General features: G+C 59.6%; 13 protein-coding genes. 8 read left to right on the forward strand and 5 right to left on the reverse strand.

Annotation, left to right across the window (positions count from 1 at the left end; translation table 11 throughout):
• Position 1: 1 nt before the first annotated feature.
• Positions 2–1,252 (reverse strand): S41 family peptidase, encoded by a 1,251-nt coding sequence (locus J1C56_RS15600; protein WP_214390979.1) that lies wholly within the window; start codon positions 1,250–1,252, stop codon positions 2–4.
• A gap of 285 nt (positions 1,253–1,537) precedes the next feature.
• On the opposite strand from J1C56_RS15600, the gene J1C56_RS15605 reads away from it, so the two are divergent.
• From J1C56_RS15605 to J1C56_RS15635, 7 genes are all read left to right on the forward strand, one after another.
• The gene (locus J1C56_RS15605; RefSeq protein ID WP_214390980.1) at positions 1,538–2,728 is read left to right on the forward strand and encodes an aminotransferase class V-fold PLP-dependent enzyme; all 1,191 of its coding nucleotides are present in this window, start codon (positions 1,538–1,540) and stop codon (positions 2,726–2,728) included.
• A 10-nt stretch (positions 2,729–2,738) separates the two neighbouring features.
• Complete coding sequence (locus tag J1C56_RS15610; RefSeq protein WP_184770562.1) at positions 2,739–3,704, forward strand: HpcH/HpaI aldolase/citrate lyase family protein; 966 nt, start codon at positions 2,739–2,741, stop codon at positions 3,702–3,704.
• A gap of 13 nt (positions 3,705–3,717) precedes the next feature.
• Positions 3,718–4,902 (forward strand): malate--CoA ligase subunit beta, encoded by a 1,185-nt coding sequence (locus J1C56_RS15615; protein WP_214390981.1) that lies wholly within the window; start codon positions 3,718–3,720, stop codon positions 4,900–4,902.
• A gap of 11 nt (positions 4,903–4,913) precedes the next feature.
• The gene (gene sucD / locus J1C56_RS15620) at positions 4,914–5,813 is read left to right on the forward strand and encodes a succinate--CoA ligase subunit alpha (protein WP_184770564.1); all 900 of its coding nucleotides are present in this window, start codon (positions 4,914–4,916) and stop codon (positions 5,811–5,813) included.
• Between the two features lie 165 nt (positions 5,814–5,978).
• Positions 5,979–6,947 carry a 2-hydroxyacid dehydrogenase gene (locus J1C56_RS15625; protein WP_214390982.1) on the forward strand — a complete coding sequence of 323 codons (969 nt, stop codon included), beginning with the start codon at positions 5,979–5,981 and terminating at the stop codon, positions 6,945–6,947.
• Positions 6,947–8,248, forward strand: coding sequence for a glycerate kinase type-2 family protein (locus J1C56_RS15630; RefSeq protein WP_214390983.1), 1,302 nt, complete (start codon positions 6,947–6,949; stop codon positions 8,246–8,248). Before J1C56_RS15625 ends, J1C56_RS15630 begins: the two co-directional genes overlap by 1 nt.
• Before the next feature lie 160 nt (positions 8,249–8,408).
• Positions 8,409–9,149 carry a helix-turn-helix domain-containing protein gene (locus J1C56_RS15635; RefSeq protein ID WP_214390984.1) on the forward strand — a complete coding sequence of 247 codons (741 nt, stop codon included), beginning with the start codon at positions 8,409–8,411 and terminating at the stop codon, positions 9,147–9,149.
• A 246-nt stretch (positions 9,150–9,395) separates the two neighbouring features.
• Here the strand turns inward: J1C56_RS15635 and J1C56_RS15640 are convergent, their stop codons facing one another.
• The 4 genes from J1C56_RS15640 to J1C56_RS15650 form a co-directional block, all read right to left on the reverse strand.
• Positions 9,396–10,079: a ferredoxin reductase domain-containing protein gene (locus J1C56_RS15640; RefSeq protein ID WP_214390985.1), complete on the reverse strand. Its 684-nt coding sequence runs from the start codon at positions 10,077–10,079 to the stop codon at positions 9,396–9,398.
• An 87-nt stretch (positions 10,080–10,166) separates the two neighbouring features.
• Positions 10,167–11,021, reverse strand: coding sequence for a methyltransferase domain-containing protein (locus J1C56_RS32915; RefSeq protein WP_214390986.1), 855 nt, complete (start codon positions 11,019–11,021; stop codon positions 10,167–10,169).
• A 22-nt stretch (positions 11,022–11,043) separates the two neighbouring features.
• The gene (locus tag J1C56_RS33455) at positions 11,044–11,364 is read right to left on the reverse strand and encodes a peptidoglycan-binding protein (RefSeq protein ID WP_338001462.1); all 321 of its coding nucleotides are present in this window, start codon (positions 11,362–11,364) and stop codon (positions 11,044–11,046) included.
• Complete coding sequence (locus tag J1C56_RS15650) at positions 11,361–13,307, reverse strand: acyltransferase family protein (protein WP_214390987.1); 1,947 nt, start codon at positions 13,305–13,307, stop codon at positions 11,361–11,363. The genes J1C56_RS33455 and J1C56_RS15650 overlap by 4 nt, the downstream gene beginning before the upstream one ends.
• A 769-nt stretch (positions 13,308–14,076) precedes the next feature.
• On the opposite strand from J1C56_RS15650, the gene J1C56_RS15655 reads away from it, so the two are divergent.
• Positions 14,077–15,270 carry a polysaccharide pyruvyl transferase family protein gene (locus tag J1C56_RS15655; RefSeq protein ID WP_214390988.1) on the forward strand — a complete coding sequence of 398 codons (1,194 nt, stop codon included), beginning with the start codon at positions 14,077–14,079 and terminating at the stop codon, positions 15,268–15,270.
• Positions 15,271–15,760: the final 490 nt, after the last annotated feature.

Genomic DNA, 15,760 nt, shown 5'->3' on the forward strand with positions numbered 1-15,760 from the left:
TTCAGCGGCTGTCGAGGATGCGCTGCATCTCTTGCACGGCGGCATCGCGCTGCGGGTCCCGGCCCGCAGCGTAGGGCAGGCTGAAGGCCACCGGGATGTCGGGCGCAACACCGACACCCTCCAACCGCACGTCGTCACCGATGACGGCGTCGGAGACCGCCACTTCGAGAAGGCTGTCATCGGGCAAGAGATAGGCGCGCCCCGCCAGCAATGCGCCGGCGGTTCGGGCGCCGACGAGTGGAATGCCGTTGCTCTTCAGCGCATAGGCGAACAGCTCCAGCCCGCTTCGCGCCCCTTCGTCGATGATGGCGACGACCAGCTTTTGCCAGCGCATATTGGCAAGCGTTGCCTCGCCGCCACGCTGGATGAGCCGGAATGTCGGCGTGTCGCCAACGAACAGCTCGGCGGCATCGGAAGGGCCGCCGCCCCAGCGTCCGCGCAGGTCGACGACCATGCCGTCGACCTCCTTGAGGCGACCATCCGCCATTTGGCGGGCAACGATGTCGAGACCGTCAGGCGCCGAAAGGGTCCACAGCCTGACATAGCCGATCCGCTCTCCATCACGCTCGCTGACGCCAATGCTTGCCTCGATCGCTTGCTCGAAAGTCCTGAGCGGGCGCAGCCGCTCTACCCCGACCTTGACCGCGATGGGTTCGGCGTTGGCGTTCCGGCGTAGCCTGATCTCGACGGTGCGGCCGACCTTGTCGCTGAACGACGCGATTTCATGATAGGGCGCGCCGTCGACCGAGAGGATTTCATCGCCGGTCTGGATGCCTGCTCGCGCGGCCGGCGAGCCGTCATAGACGTCGCTGACGAACAGGGTCCCTGCCAACGGTTCGGCGATCATGCCGATGCCGGGGTAGCTGACCTGGCCGTCGGGTGGAAACAGCCGCCGCATGTCATTACGGATGGCAAAGCGGAAGATGTCGGCGAGCTCGAAATAGGCGATCGTGTCTGGCTCGAAACGGCCGGTGTGGGACGCCTGAAGACTGGCAAGCACGCTGTCGATCGCCTTGTCGACCCGCGTCTCCGAACTGTTCGCGTTCAGCGGCTCGCTGCCAATTTCCTGCCTGACCGCAGAGCCGAACCGCGGAAGCGCCGAAGCGTCATGGAAATTGTCGACGACGAGTTCGACGGCGCGGTCGAAAACGGGATTGCCCGATTTCGGCGGCGCGTCATCCGCCGTAGCCGGCAAAGGCTGCAGCAGATAGAGGGCTGTCGCCGCGAGGAAGCCGAGGGTCTTGAAGTCCATGGGCGGTTCCTTCTCCGGCCCATTATCGGCCTAAGTGGCGGCAGAACGAGCCCCCTCGCTTACAAGTTTGCGTGAGCGGAACTGGCGCCAATCGCGCGGTTGCCGGGTAGGTTCCACCCTATCCGAAAGGCCGCCGGCACATCTGAAAGAGTAGGCCCGGTCCAACGCCCAAAGGTCCGCGAATCTATCCCGGCAGGTGTTGTGAGCCGGCAGTGCAAAACCGATCATCTTCCCGAAAGCCACAGACAGGGCACCACGCCGCAACAGTTTTCGGGAGGACTTTTCATGGCCGGCTTCAATCAGCTTTTCGTTCCAGGACCGACCAACGTTCCGGAGAGTGTCCGGCAGGCGATGAACATGCCGATGGAGGACATGCGCGCGCCGGATTATCCTGCTTTCACCCGCGGCCTGTTCACCGATCTGATGAAGGTCTTCCGCAACGAGACCGGCCGCGCCTTCATCTTCCCGTCCTCGGGCACCGGCGCCTGGGAATCGGCGATCACCAACACGCTCAGCCCAGGCGACCGCGTGCTGATGTCGCGCTTCGGCCAGTTCTCGCATCTTTGGGTCGACATGGCCGAGCGCTTCGGCCTCGATGTCGATGTCGTCGATGCCGAATGGGGCACGGGCGTTCCGGTCGAGATCTATGCCGAGCGTCTCGCCAAGGACAAGGAACACCGCATCAAGGCGGTCTTCGTCACTCACAATGAAACCGCTACCGGCGTCACCAGCGATGTCGGCGCGGTGCGTGCAGCGCTGAACGCCGCCAAGCACCCGGCGCTTCTATTCGTCGATGGTGTCTCATCGGTTGGCTCGATCGACTTCCGCCAGGAAGAGTGGGGTGTCGACTGCGCCGTTTCAGGCTCGCAAAAGGGCTTCATGCTGCCGCCCGGCCTCGGCTTCCTGTCGGTCAGCCAGAAGGCCCTGGACGCGGCCAAGTCAGCGAAATTCAGCCGCTGCTACTTCTCCTTCGAGGACCAGATCCGCGCCAACGACACCGGCTATTTCCCCTACACGCCTGCCGTTCAGCTGCTGCGCGGCCTGCGTGCAGCCCTCGACCTGATCCAGGAAGAAGGCCTTGACAACATCTTCGAACGTCACAACCGACTGGCAACTGGCGTGCGCAAGGCGGTTGACGCCTGGGGCCTGAAAGTCTGCGCCAAGGAGGCGAAGTGGCACTCCGACACGGTCAGCGCTATCCTCGTGCCTGAAGGCGTCGACAGCGCCGAAGTCGTCCGCCGCGCCTATCACGGCTACCAGACCTCGCTCGGCGTCGGCCTTAGCAAGGTTGCCGGCAAGGTGTTCCGCATCGGCCATCTCGGCTGGGTCAATGAGGTGATGATGTGCGGTGCGATCTCGGCGGCCGAAATGTCGCTGCGCGACGTCGGCGTCAAGGTGCAGCCGGGTTCAGGTGTTGGTGCCGCGCTCGAGCATTACCGCCTGTCGGCCCAGCCGGCCGTCGCAAAAGCAGCCTGAGGAGGATCGCATGAGCCATACACTCCACCACCTCCGCAAGCTGCGTCTGCAGCGCAGCGAGCTCGCAGTGCCGGGTTCGAATCCGGAGATGATCCGCAAGGCCGCCGATGGTGAGGCCGACTACATCTTCCTGGATATCGAGGATGCGGTGGCACCGCCGGACAAGGAACGCGCCCGCAAGAACATCATCCAGGCGCTCAACGAGATCGACTGGCGCGCCAAGGGCAAGACCATTTCGGTCCGCATCAACGGCCTCGACACCCATTACATGTACCGCGACGTGGTCGACGTGATGGAACAGGCCGGCGACAAGCTCGACACCATCCTGGTGCCGAAGGTCGGCGTTCCTGCCGATCTCTACACTGTCGACGCCATGGTCAGCCAGATCGAGATGGCAAAGGGTTTCAAGACCCGCGTCGGCCTGGAAGCCCTGATCGAAACAGCACTCGGCATGGCCAATGTCGAAGCCATCGCCGCCTATGGCGGCCGGCTTGAGGCGATGCATTTCGGCGTCGCCGACTATGCCGCGAGCTGCAAGGCACGCACCGTCAGCATCGGCGGGCTCAACCCCGACTATCCCGGCGATCAGTGGCACGCCGCCCTGTCGCGCATGACAGTCGCTTGCCGCGCCTACGGCCTGCGCCCGATCGACGGACCGTTCGGCGATTTCTCCGATCCGGAAGGTTACATCGCAGGCGCAAAACGTGCGGCAGCGCTCGGCATCGAAGGCAAGTGGGCCATCCACCCCTCGCAGATCGAGCTTGCCAACGCGGTGTTCTCGCCGCCGGAAAAGGAAGTCACCCGTGCCCGCCGCATCATCGAGGTGCTGAAGGAAGCCGAGGAGCAGGGCAAGGGTGCCGCAGCACTCGACGGCAAGATGATCGACGCCGCATCCGAACGCATGGCCCGCAACGTCCTGGTCATGCACGACGCAATCGAGCAGTCGGCGCGGTCGCGCAACGGCCTGCCAAACTGAGGAGGAGTTCGACATGGATATTCATGAATATCAGGCCAAGGAACTGCTCGCGCGCTACTCGGTGCAGATCCCGCGCGGCGGTCTTGCCTACAGCCCGGAGCAGGCGACTTATCGCGCCAGCGAGATCGGTGGCGGCAAGTGGGTTGTCAAGGCGCAGATCCATTCCGGTGCACGCGGCAAGGCCGGCGGCATTCGCATCTGCTCCACTGACAATGAGGTCTCCGAGGCCGCCGAATCCATGCTCGGTCGCAAGCTGGTAACGCATCAGACCGGCCCCAAGGGCAAGCTGGTGTCGCGGCTTTATGTCGAAGAAACCGTCGATATCCGTCAGGAACTCTATCTTGGCATCGTGCTCGACCGCAAGTCGGAGCGCGTCATGATCGTGGCGTCCGCTTCCGGCGGCATGGAGATCGAAGAGATCGCTGAAAAGCAGCCCGACTCGATCATCCGCGCCATCGTCGATCCGGGCGCTGGCATGCAGCAGTTCCAGGCCCGCGAGATCGCCTTCGGTCTAGGGCTCGACAACAGTCTGATCGGCAAGGCCGTCGATACGCTGCTCGGCTGCTACCGCGTGTTCCGCGACTTCGACGCTTCGATGCTGGAGATCAACCCGCTCGTCATCACCAAGGACGGCAACTTGATCGCGCTCGACGCCAAGATGTCGTTCGACGAAAACGCCTTGTTCCGCCGCGCCGAGATTTCGGAGCTGCGCGACAAGTCGCAGGAAGATCCTCGCGAAACCTTCGCCAGCGACCGTGGCCTTTCCTATGTCGGCCTCGAAGGTAACATCGGCTGCATCATCAATGGTGCCGGCCTCGCCATGGCGACGATGGACATGATCAAGATTGCCGGTGGCGAGCCGGCGAACTTCCTCGACATCGGCGGTGGTGCTTCGCCGGAGCGAGTGGCCAAGGCATTCCGTGCCGTCTTGGCCGACAAGAATATCGAGACCATCCTGGTCAACATCTTCGCCGGCATCAACCGCTGCGACTGGGTGGCCGAGGGTGTCATCAAGGCGATCCGCGAGGTTGGCGTCAATGTGCCGCTGGTCGTGCGGCTTGCCGGAACCAATGTCGAGGAGGGCAGGCGCATCCTCGCCGAGTCGGGCGAAAAGGTGATTATCGCCGACACGCTCGCCGAGGCAGCCGAGAAGTCGGTCGAGGCGATGCGTGCATTCTCGAAAAGCAAAAAGAACTAAGGGAGGTCGAAATGGCAGTTCTCTTGAATCGCCGGACGCGCGTCATCGTCCAGGGTCTGACCGGCAAGATCGGCTCGTTCCACGCCGACGACATGAAGCGCTACGGCACCAACGTGGTCGGCGGTGTCACCCCCGGCAAGGGTGGCCAGGTCCACCAGGGCATTCCGGTGTTCAACACCGTCCGCGGTGCTGTGCGCGAAACCGGAGCCGAGGCCTCCATCGTCTTCGTGCCGCCGCCCTTTGCGGCTGACTCGATCATGGAAGCGGCCGAGGCCGGCCTGAAGCTCTGCGTCTGCATCACCGACGGTATCCCCTCGCAGGACATGATGCGGGTCAAGCGCTACATGCGCCGCTTCCGCTACGAAGACCGCATGCGTCTCGTTGGCCCGAACTGCGCCGGCGTCATCACGCCCGGGCAGGCGCTGATGGGCATCATGCCCGGCAACATCTACCTGCCGGGACGTGTCGGCATCGTTGGCCGTTCGGGTACCCTCGGCTATGAAGCGGCCTCGCAGATGAAGGCGCTCGGCATCGGTGTTTCGACGTCCGTCGGCATCGGCGGCGACCCGATCAACGGCTCGTCCTTCAAGGACATTCTCAAGCTGTTCGAGGACGATCCGGAGACCGATGCGGTTGTGATGATCGGCGAGATCGGTGGCCCACAGGAAGCCGAGGCCGCCGAATGGGCCAGGCACAACATGCGCAAGCCGCTGATCGCCTACATCGCCGGTCTTTCGGCACCGAAGGGCAAGCGCATGGGCCATGCCGGCGCCATCATCTCGGCCTTCGGCGAGTCCGCCCAGGAAAAGGTCGAGATCCTGCGCGAAGCCGGCGTGACCATCGTGCCGACCCCAGCAGCGTTCGGCCCGACCGTCGCGGGCGTGCTGGAGCAACAGAAGAAGGCCGCCTGACCTGGCCTTCGGGGAGCCGGCGCCGACCGGCTCCCTTCTATCCGACCGGCGCGCCGGCCGATTATCGATGATCCATCGCATGATGTGTCGTTTCGAACTGCTTAGAATGCCTGTTGCGCGTCCATTCGGGGCGTGCGGTGTTCCAAGCATGACCAAGGAATTGAAATGAAACCTCGCGTTATCGTCACGCGGCGCTGGCCCGCAGCAGTCGAACAGATCCTGGCGGAGCGGTTCGACACAACCTTCAACCAGGGCGATGCCCCTCTGGGCCCGACTGAGCTCAAGGCGGCGTTCCTGAACTTTGACGCGATCCTGCCGACCGTCAGCGACAAGCTGCCGGCGTCGGTGTTTCCTGACGCCGACATCCGTACCAAGCTGCTGGCCAACTTTGGCGTCGGCTTTAGCCACATCGATACCGATTCGGCACGCGCCCGTGGCATCGCCGTTACCAACACGCCAGGTGTGTTGACCGACTGCACCGCCGACATCGGCATGAGCCTGCTGCTTTCGGTCGCCCGGCGGGCTGGCGAGGGCGAACGCCAGGTGCGCGCCGGCCAATGGGTCGGCTGGTGTCCGACGCACATGATCGGCACCAAGGTCACCGGCAAGACTCTTGGCATCATCGGCATGGGCCGCATCGGCAAAGCCATGGCCAAGCGGGCGCATTTCGGCTTCGACATGGATGTCGTCTTCTACAATCGCTCGAAGGTCGACGACGAGGAAACCCGTGCCATGGGCGCGCGCCAGTTGGCGACCATCGAGGATGTGCTAGCGCAATCGGACTTCGTTTCGCTCCATTGCCCTGGCGGCGCCGAGAACCGGCATCTAATCAATGCCGAACGGCTTGCCTCAATGAAGCGCGGCGCGTTCCTGATCAACACGGCGCGTGGCGACGTGGTCGACCAGAAAGCGCTGGTCGCGGCGCTCGATAGCGGCACCATCGCCGGCGCTGGCCTCGACGTCTATGACGGCGAGCCCGACGTACCTGGAGCGCTGATGCGCATGGAAAATGTGGTGCTGTTGCCGCATCTGGGCAGCGCCACCGAAGAAACCCGCGTGGCCATGGGCATGAAGGCGGTAGACAATCTGACCGCCTTCTTCGAAGGCCGCGCCTTACCCGACAAGGTGGTGTGATGTATCTCGACTGCTCGGTCTCGGCACTGGTCAAGCTTCGCGCGCAGGCAACGGCCCTGTTTCGCGAAGGTATCGCGGCTTCCGATCCCGAGCAGGCGGTCATCTCCGCCCTTGAAACGAAAACGGATGAAATCGCCGCTGCAAGGCGGGTCATCCTGATCGCCTTCGGCAAGGCGGCGTGCCCGATGGCGCGCGCGGCCTTGCCTTTCGTTGGCGACAAGCTCGTTACCGCCGTTGCGGTGACCAATTTCGAGAACCTGGCCGAAATCGAAGGCGTGGAAGTGATATCAGGCGGTCACCCCTTGCCCGACGAAGGCAGCATCAGGGGCGCCGAGGTCATCGAGCGCGCCGCCTTGTCGGCCGAAACAGACGATCTTGTGCTGGTGCTGGTCAGCGGCGGCGGTTCGGCGCTCACCTGCGCTCCTGCCGCGGGCATCGCGCTCGCGGACAAGATCGCGCTCAACGACACGCTGATCCGCTGCGGCGCCGACATCAGCGAAATCAATGCCGTCAGGCAGCTGTTCTCGCGGCTCAAGGGCGGACGTCTCGCCCAACTCGCTTCACGGGCCAAGGTGCTTTCGCTCATCCTGTCCGACGTGCCCGGCGACGATGTCGGCACTGTTGCAAGTGGTCCGACCGCGCGGCCTTCGGCGACGCAGGCCGAGGCAATCGCCATTCTCGACCGCTATGATCTGGTCAAGACGTTGTCGCCGGCGCTCAAGGCGCATCTCGACCTGCTCGTCGAACGCGACGAGGTCGCACCCAGCTTCGATCATGTCGAAAACCTCGTCATCGGCAGTAACGGCATCAGCCTGCAAAGGGTGATGCACAGCGCCGAAGCCAACTATCCCGTCGTAGTCAAGGCAGACGACTGGCTGAGTGGCGATGTCTCCGATGTCGCCAAGACCTTGCACCGCATGGCGGTGTTTGCAGCCAGCCAGCGCGGTCCCGTTGCGATCGTTGCTGGTGGTGAGCCGACGGTACGTGTCGCCGGCAACGGCAAGGGCGGGCGCAACCAGGAACTGGCGCTGCGTTTTGCGCTGCTCAACGAGTGGACGTCGATCAAGCGTCCCTGGGTTTTTCTGAGCGGCGGAACAGACGGCCGCGATGGCCCCACCGATGCGGCGGGCGCCATCGTCGACGCCGGGTCGACGACCTGGATGCGCAAGCTCGGCTGCAATCCGGTGGCGCTGCTGCAGAACAACGACTCATACCATGCACTGGCATCATCCGGCGATCTGCTGATGACCGGTGCCACCGGCACCAATGTTGCGGACCTGCAAATACTGCTGATGCAGTAGCCGGGCTCACCCGTCAAAACTTCCAACCGAATGCCTGGCCAGCTTGCGTTTCGCCGGCCGCCGTCGATCCGCTGCGTTTGTCAGAATCTGTTGAACCCGACACTGAAAATGTTTACTGTCGGTGAAATAGATTCAGCGAGCAGAGGCAGGCGGCGTCAATATGAGCAAAGCTAAGGCGGCAGAAAAGAACGGGCATTCGAAGAAGAATGGCAAGGCGCTGTCGGCTGCGGTTTCAGCCGGCGCCGCGAAATCCGCTCTGGCTCACGTCTCGCCGCCGCTGCACCAGGATCCGCATGCCGTTCGCGACACCCGGGAAAAGGTGCTCGAAGTGGCGATCGGCCACGAAGTTCGTGCCTTCCGCAAGAAGCTCGGCATTACGGTTGCCGACCTTGCATCGGCCACCGACATTTCGCTTGGCATGCTGTCGAAGATCGAAAACGGCATCACCTCGCCGTCTTTGACGACACTGCAGGCGCTGTCACGGGCGCTGGGCGTACCGGTCACCGCCTTCTTCCGCCGCTTCGAGGAAGAACGCAACGCCGTCTTCGTCAAGGCCGGCGAAGGGGTCGACGTTGAACGTCGCGGCACGCGCGCCGGGCACCAATACACGCTGCTTGGCCATATCGGCTCCGACACGTCGGGCGTGACGGTCGAACCCTACCTGATTTCGCTGTCGGAGGATTCGGACGTCTTCCCGACCTTCCAGCATGACGGAATGGAGTTCCTCTACATGCTGGAAGGCGAGGTCGTTTATCGTCACAGCAACAATCTTTATCGCATGACGCCCGGCGACAGCCTGTTCTTCGACGCCGACGCACCGCATGGCCCGGAAGAGCTGACCCATTTGCCGATCAAGTATCTGTCGATCATTTCTTATCCGCGCGGCCGCGGCGGCGACTGAGGGCGGCGAGGCGAGATTGAAGCTTTTTCTCCCTCGCCCACTGATCACTTTGCATCTATGGTTTTATCGACCTGCGCCTCGAAGGCAGAGGTCACAGGTCCGAATCGTGGATCCCGACAGGAATCGAATCTGTGCCTGCAGATTAGGAATTTGGTCCAAAGTGGAATCGCTCCATCCGAGATTGGCTGCGAGAGCACTCAGCCTAGGCACGGCAAGCTTCGGGACAGGGCGCTCAACCAGTCGCCATTAGTGTTGGTTGCGTGTCCCGCAACCATTGATAACGACACTCCCGTGAGCCCAGCTCCGGGAGTGTTTTTGTTTGCAGACCCAACATCCTGCCGCTTGGTCCAGTTCAGGATACTGTCCCACTCGACAGCCGCTAGGGAGCGAAATGCCGTTTCGCTCCGCGAATGCCAGCAAACTTCCTTTGTCGGGTGACCATACGATTGCCTTCTGCGACCTAGAAAAAGTGACCTGGAAAGTCTGATCCGGATCACCGGTTGGCTTTGCCGGTGACTTGAAAGCTTCGCGAAAGATATCGAAGGACGGCACGCCTCTGGCGAGAAGCTGAGCGGTTATGCCGTTCATCATAGGCTCCGGCCCGCAAAAATAAAATCGCGCCCGCCGATGAACGAGGGAATCATCAACAACGTCGGCCGTTAACCGGCCAATGATATCCCCACCTTTCACATCGGGGTCATCGCACGCGTTGAACACCTGCAGGGTCGGTAAGTGCGTCTTCAATTCAGCAATTCGTTGAGCAAAAGCTTGGCTGCTCAAATTGCGATTTGCATAGTAAAGCCAAACGGCAGGTGGCTCTGCCTGGCTGGCGATCGTTTCCAAATATGAGAGAAACGGGGTAATCCCGATGCCGCCAGCGAACCGGTGCGCATCTGGTGGCGAAAGGCGACATACATCGCGCGCGACCATCCCTACTTGTGGGCGCTCGCGATTGAACTAGGGCTATCAGAAGCGATGGTCGACGCGCTGTTTGTGGCCGCCGGCAAGACATAGCCGTCACTTTGCCTCAAGGATCACGGAAGTCTGGAAGGTGTCGAAGACAGAGCGGTCGTATCCTAGAAACTGCCATCGCTCATGTCCTTTGAAGAAATCAAAGGTCAAGGAAGTGTCACCATAGGTCTCGCCTTCGACGCCCCCATGGGGCAGGTAGGCGACGCCACTCGAGCGATGAGCTTGCATTAACGTGGACTGGTGTTTCGTCTTTCGAGCCGCGTCAATGTAGGGCCAGAACTCGATTGGGCGGATGGTTAGAATGAAGACTGCGCCGTCGACCATGTGTTCTCGAACTGCATTTAAACAGGCGATCGCTGCGCTTGGCGCTAGATGCGTAAAGACCGAGAATGCAAATGCCACGTCAAATTTGGTGTCTCCGACCGGCAAATTGATAGGCACCCGATCCGATTGGGCGAAGTTGCCAAGTAGTCTAACTTCCTTGCAAGTAGCCAAGGACTTGTCCCAAGCGTCGACACCCCAGATTTTCTCTGGATCCGAGTAGTAATACATCATCCGAAGGATGCGGCCGTATCCGCAGCCGAAATCGAGAATTGAGGCATCGTGGAGAGTTCTGCCCGTGTGGCGAACGACCATGTTTTCGACGATGCGGGTAAACGCCAACGTCTGTTTCAGCAATTCGACGCCGCTAGCGCCTGTCCACGTTTCCTGAATGTGGTTGCTGGCCATGTTTGGCAAGACGTTCGAGAGCGCAGGATAGCGTTTGTTCGGCAATGAGATCATGAACAAGCCAAAATCATCGAGGCTCAACTTACGCAGCGGCACCATTGCTTTGACTGGATCGCGTGTCTCGGTGGCAACTCGCTCTGCCTCGGCCAAAAACGAAAAGGTATGTTCCACGATAATCTCCAGGCAGGTTGCGTCAGATACTTATGCGTACATAGCCAGTCGAGGCGCCTTCCGCAAACAGAGTGAGCGAACACGCTAGCTGCTTCGCAAAATTGCCTGAACTTTTGCCTCGCTTGCTTTCTGAGACACGGCCTGGATAAACGTCGATCGCCGCGAGTGTTTGACCGCCGACAACGCCATCCTGGTCAATGCCCAGCACCTTCTGCAGGCGCTTAACCGCGGTCGCAGGGCCAGAGTTCACGCCGTAGTCAAGAGACGAATAGTCGAGGCCAGCCGGCAGCAGGTCGCCACCAGACTGCGTCCAGTAGGACTTGCGACAGACGTCTTCGGCTATTGAGACGCCTTGAGTTCTAGCCCCTCTTTGGCAGGCTGCACAAAAGTAAACGTCTCAGCCCATTGGGATGAAATGATACCGGCCAGGTACTTAGAGCCGGCCAACGTCAGATGCCCAAAATCCAGAAAGATCAGTTTCCCTTCGCTATCGAAAATCCGGCACTTCGACCCGCACATCGTAGCGTGGATATCTAGGTAGCTTGCACCAGCATCGTTGGCCCACTCGCCAAGGAACGGGTTAACCTGATCTCCAGGATGTCGTCTTTCGAGCACATAGGCCTCGATTTTCTGCACTGAAATGAGTCCCGATTCATAGATCAGATTTGGGACGCCGTCTCTAAACCGAACTGGCGGGCCAGCTACTATCACCTTGCCGACTCTGGCGCGCAGATGCTGCACTGTTTTTCCCAAGGTGTGCTGCTCGTTGAACCCCCAGCTAGCGTTCAAGACGACTGCATCGAGCCGGACGTCGTCGATGAACTTGAGAAAAACGAAATCAAGTAGCTCCTTGCAGTTGCCGCCCTTTTTTGTTTCGAGGACCGGCGTGCAGTTGCCCGATGTCGCCTCAAGAAAATTTACGCCAGGGAACGCAGTGCCCAGTGCGCTAAAAAGGTCAGCCGCCATGCTGTCGCCAACAATAAGCACATTGGGCCGATCATTCGCCAGTGCGAGGCACGTAGCCTGGTTGAACTCATCGAAACTCGCGGCCTCCACTAGGAAGCATTCCCCAACCCGAACAACTGGATTTCTTTCCAGCCACATATCTCGCGCGGTCTGAATTTTCTGAAGTTCCGGAGGCAGGCGAAATCTCCATCCCTCAGTCGCGATCGCGTGAAAAGCAACCAACGAAACAGACGCCGCAGAGACCATCGAGAGCGGAAACGCCAGACGACGACCAGAGGTGAAATGTCGTTTTGCAGGTACTTCAACTAGCCAATGGACCAACGCCGCGAGTGCGAGGCACAACGCGACATATCCCAAGGTATTTGTCAGGACGTTCGGGAAGAAAACAACCAGTGGCCAATGCACGAGATAAAGCGGGTACGAAACCTTTCCCACGAACTGCATAAGAGGGTTGGTGAGGACGAATGTTGGATTGCTACGCCCAGCAAGGATCACCAACGCAGTGCCAACGCAAGGAATGAGTGACAGAACTCCTGGCATCGGCGTCTCGGTGGTCATCACGCACAATGAATAGCCAATGAGGGCCAAGCCGATTCCTTGCAGCACGGTCCCAGCGATACGCCCTAGGCTTGGGGTCCAAGGCGATAGCGCAAGACATGCCCCGAGGCCAAATTCAAATAGCCTGAACGGCATGAGGTAGAAGACCGCCGATGGGGCGATATTCAGCAGCAGCTGCGCTCCTGCAAGTGACAGCAAGGAGACGCCGACTAGCAACCAAACAACGAACTTCAAGCCCTTGCGGCGTAGACCTAACACGAGCACTGCAGGCCAAATCAGGTAGAACTGTTCTTCGACGCCGAGGGACCATGTATGCAGCAAGGGCTTTTGGTAAACTGCGAGATCGAAGTAACCGACTTGGCTCCAAAAAACGAAATTCGATAGCCCGAATGCCGCCGCGATTGCCGATTGCGATAGAGCAATAACTTGGTCAGGCGATTGCAACAGATAAGCAGCGAAGAGCGAAAGCAGGATGGTAACAAAAGCTGCTGGAGCCAATCGAACAAGCCTGCGCCGGTAGAAATCCAGGAAGCTGAATTCTCCGGTATTCACGTCTCGGTGAATGTTTCGCGTGATCAGATAACCTGAGATCACGAAGAACGCATCCACGCCTAGAAAGCCACCTGGGAAGGTCGAGACCCCTGCGTGAAAAAGCAGGACCGCAACTACTGCGATAGCCCGCAGCCCCTGAATGTCTGGCCGAAACATAAGTGCCCCCTGCATCGATGCGAGATACCGCATCAGCACTTGGTTGGCCAGCATCCTAAGTCATCATAGCTTCTATTCGTGCGGCTAGATGATCTTGCCAGCTGCAACGAACAGCCCGTCGACCGTCTGTTCGGATAAATCAAGTTCGATCGTCAATGCCGCAAGGTACGGATGATCGCGCGCTAGTCGAGCGAAATGCGAATACCTGCGATATTGCCAGATTGTTCGAGACGGCGCGGGAATGCCCCGCCCCTAGTTGGTACAACGCCATAGAGTAAGGCCCAGGGAGTATGCTGCCCCTCTAATGCAATCCTTAGTCGCAGTTTCTAACGAAAAGCAATAGGCGATTGCCTGGACCACCGAGGCGGGGCGTAGGCGTCTTTGTGGCCTAAATGGCTTCAGCCTGGAAGCCATTGGCGCGGTGAAAACCGCAGTCGGAGGCACCAACCTGCGCATCGATCGTATGTGGGAGAGCCACGGCAAGCCGACACCAAGGGCAAGTTTACGGCAACCACGAGGCGTTGCTCCGGGGTGAAGGTGTCCCAGATCAAGCGAAGGTCGGCGCAGATGAATGGCCGCCATCCGCCAACGTCCAGTTCGGGATGCTGATCCCATTCCGTGACGTCCGGACGGGGAACAACATGACACCTTCGAATGCTTCATCGTCCATTTGGAAGCGTCCTCCACTTCTGCGGCAAACCCGTTGAAGCGACACCGATACCTGAAACCGTAGAGGGTTTCCAATGACTATCTAAAATGCTCTAACACGCGGAAGCGTGAGGTGCAGTGGCGATAGTGAGTTTGAGCCGTGGGAATTTTTTGAATGAAGGTCCTTTTTCTCGGGGCGCCGATTGCCCCGCATTCCGATGTTACAATATCGTGGCAGCAACAGTTCGAGTATTATGGAAGTAATGCTGGAAATCTTCTCATCGGTCAGTCTTTGAAAGAGGAGATTTGCTTATCTGATTTCTATCACGGCCATGATATAAACCCAAAGGAAGCCTCCGAACGCTTCGATATGATTCTTATTCCTTCGGCAAATTTTTTGTTTAAGGATTTCGATTTTGGTTACTTGGCGGATTTTGTCGAGGCCACCACGCTGCCTTGCATGATGGTTGGATTGGGCGCGCAGGCGCCGGCAGCCGATGGCACGCGGATGGATGGTATTCCTGCCGGCACCATGCGGTTGCTTCAGCTTGTAGCGGACCGCAGCAAGGTGATCGGTGTTCGTGGAGACTTCACCGCCCAGATCATGAATGACCTGGGCTTCAAAAGTGTGGAACCACTCGGTTGCCCCAGTCTGTATCGAACGCAGAAACGTGAGTTGAGGATCAAGCGCACGCACGCTGCTAACGACCTTAGGCTGTCCTTGAATGGATCGAGCAATGTTGTCGAACATTCAGTTTCGCCTGAAGCCGCCAAGATGGTGGAGCGCGCGCTGCTGCGGCTCTCGTTGGAGAAAGGCCTAAACTACGTCCTTCAGAACGAAACCCCTGAGATGACGGTCCAACTTAGCGATGATCCAACAACTGACGACCTTGCGGTCATGCGGACGCTTGTAAACCGTTTTGATCTTGGTGCGAGTCCCCAGGAATATGCTGCACATATCCGTTCGAAGTTCAGAAGCTTTTTTGATCTGAAGTCTTGGGATGAATATATACAGAATTTTGATGCATCGATCGGCACGCGGTTTCATGGAAACCTTATTGCGTTGACGAATGGCGTACCGGCATTTGTCGTTACGCACGACTCTAGAACGAGCGAAATGGCTGAACTCATGCGGATCCCACATCGTCGGGTCGACCACATCGACAGATTTGACGTTGATGAATTGTTCGCTTCGGCCGATTTCGACGCCTTCGAGTCGCGCTACACGCAATTGTTTGATCGCTATGTCGCCTTTCTCACCCAGAATGGTGTGCGTCATAGACTTGAGCTTCCGGTAGCAACATCGCAGATGCCCACTTGGCAGAAGTTCCGCGGCGTTCTGACGCGCCTGCTGCCGAAGCTGCACTAAGGCGCAATAGCCGCCGGCACCGTTGATAGTTTCATAGGCTGGCTTGACCAGGTGACCCCTTCCGACAATAAAACGCCGGGGGACGAACGTTGTTGATCCTGAGCGAATTCATCGGATCTGGCACCTAGCGGGATGTGTATCGTCATCCCGACAGACCGGGGCGCATCATCAACGTTAGGCGTGCCGGTTCCCATGTTGACCGAGATGCCGTCGAACACGCTTACCATCAAGCGATCGGCAACTCGAGCTTTTGCGGCTTACCAAAATGGTGCGATCAGCGCTCCTGACGCGCGGGCACTTGCCCTCGTCCAGGCTGATCGGATCATTAACCAGATGTCCTAACACCCGGCCAGCCAAAATAGGCCGCTGGCCGTTCCGAGCGCCACGGCAATGTAAACAGGTCTGTCCATCGGGGCTCTGTAATGTCGCTCAAATGGTCAATAGGTGCCATGTGATCGACCCGAGACCCCCAGAACCACGGAAATATACA

This window comes from Aminobacter anthyllidis, from assembly GCF_018555685.1.
GTDB classification, from domain to species: domain Bacteria; phylum Pseudomonadota; class Alphaproteobacteria; order Rhizobiales; family Rhizobiaceae; genus Aminobacter; species Aminobacter anthyllidis.

Coding starts and splice junctions, on each gene's coding strand:
- J1C56_RS15600 (WP_214390979.1), bottom strand. CDS start 1,252: ATGGACTTCAAGACCCTCGGCTTCCTCGCGGCGACAGCCCTCTATCTG.
- J1C56_RS15640 (WP_214390985.1), bottom strand. CDS start 10,079: ATGGTCGCGCGCGATGTATGTCGCCTTTCGCCACCAGATGCGCACCGG.
- sucD (WP_184770564.1), top strand. CDS start 4,914: ATGGCAGTTCTCTTGAATCGCCGGACGCGCGTCATCGTCCAGGGTCTG.
- J1C56_RS15655 (WP_214390988.1), top strand. CDS start 14,077: ATGAAGGTCCTTTTTCTCGGGGCGCCGATTGCCCCGCATTCCGATGTT.
- J1C56_RS15635 (WP_214390984.1), top strand. CDS start 8,409: ATGAGCAAAGCTAAGGCGGCAGAAAAGAACGGGCATTCGAAGAAGAAT.
- J1C56_RS15625 (WP_214390982.1), top strand. CDS start 5,979: ATGAAACCTCGCGTTATCGTCACGCGGCGCTGGCCCGCAGCAGTCGAA.
- J1C56_RS15605 (WP_214390980.1), top strand. CDS start 1,538: ATGGCCGGCTTCAATCAGCTTTTCGTTCCAGGACCGACCAACGTTCCG.
- J1C56_RS15610 (WP_184770562.1), top strand. CDS start 2,739: ATGAGCCATACACTCCACCACCTCCGCAAGCTGCGTCTGCAGCGCAGC.
- J1C56_RS15615 (WP_214390981.1), top strand. CDS start 3,718: ATGGATATTCATGAATATCAGGCCAAGGAACTGCTCGCGCGCTACTCG.
- J1C56_RS15630 (WP_214390983.1), top strand. CDS start 6,947: ATGTATCTCGACTGCTCGGTCTCGGCACTGGTCAAGCTTCGCGCGCAG.
- J1C56_RS15650 (WP_214390987.1), bottom strand. CDS start 13,307: ATGCTGGCCAACCAAGTGCTGATGCGGTATCTCGCATCGATGCAGGGG.